The organism is Bacillus sp. AP50, from assembly GCF_040492675.1.
In the GTDB taxonomy this organism is placed as follows: domain Bacteria; phylum Bacillota; class Bacilli; order Bacillales; family Bacillaceae_G; genus Bacillus_A; species Bacillus_A cereus.
The window spans coordinates 1-1242 of the sequence record NZ_JBEUTW010000042.1; the positions used below are offsets into that span (position 1 = coordinate 1).

Consider the following 1242-nt stretch of genomic DNA (forward strand, 5'->3'; position numbering starts at 1 on the left):
AATCAGTGGGGGTTTTGTTCATCCCCACTGATTATTAGCCCACACCAATCGGGCTTTTACGGGCAGCCCGCCCCCCACCTAACTTCTTTGCTTTCGCTGAATTTTTAGATGGAGGTCTTACTGCCCGGCAAATAGCGGGATAAATTCAGCACATGATTGTTATTAAAAAAATAGATATACTTTGTTTCTCCATTATTTTTCTAACTCCTAAAAATTGAAACTGTTCCGCTAACAAGATAATATCTGGTTAATCTCATACGTCTATTTGAATACAAGTTCTTTTTCTAGACAAATCACAAACTCTTTCTAGAGTAATAAGTCCAGTATTTTCATCTTTTGGGATACTTACACCCATGTTTAAGTCTTTACATTGGAGACAGCAAATAACAAGCTTATATTATTGTATATTTTTCACGGTACTGCCTAGGAGTCATGCTAGTGATTTTTTTGAAAACTCTTATAAAATAACTTTGGTCATTAAAGTTAAGCCAAGCACAGATATCTGATAACGAATAAGTAGTGAGGGTTAATAATTTCTTTGCTTCTTCCACTCGTTCCCTTTGAATATATTCGCTTAAAGTAATTCCCATTTCTTTTTTAAATAGTTTAGACAGATAAGTAGGCGTAATTTCTAAATGATTAGCAAGTTCATTCAGAGATATTCCATCGTAAACATTTTTATTAATATGTTTTATACATGTAGTAACCGCGTAAGAATACTTTTTTGCATTGTATTCTTTCACACGATCTGCAAAGGTACGTAAAGCGTCCCCTGATAATCGCTTTACAGATTCTACATTATCTAATTGTTCTAGGGTTTGTATATATAAAATACTATGGGCAAAAGCAATATCTGGTGGCAGATTTCCTTCTATTGCATATCGAGTGGCTAAGGTAATCGCAATAATTCCAAGGTTTTTTTGATTCCTGAGCGGATCCTCTACTAGCATAAGTTCAACATCTTCTTGCGAAACCGCATACATATACTGTATTAACTTTTTTTTATTTCCTTCTTTGATAGTCGAAAAGAAATCATTTACTAATGCCATATTGTGCGTTTTAGGTTTGTTTTGTCGACGTTTTAAAATATATAAATCAGGTTTCACATTTTTATTAGGAGTTTCCTCTAGTACTTTATTTTTTTCCAAGACAATATCTACATCTAACTTTTCATTGAAAATCATGTAATGTAATAAAATTCCCATATCAATTAATGTAGTTTTTTTAATCTCAGATAAACAC

1 protein-coding gene is annotated in these 1242 nt (G+C 32.7%); it reads right to left on the reverse strand.

The features are described from left to right. Positions 1-392 precede the first annotated feature (392 nt). Positions 393-1242, reverse strand: an 850-nt coding sequence (locus ABWK52_RS05225; protein ID WP_353771884.1) for an AraC family transcriptional regulator, incomplete at its 5' end; no start/stop codon positions are given.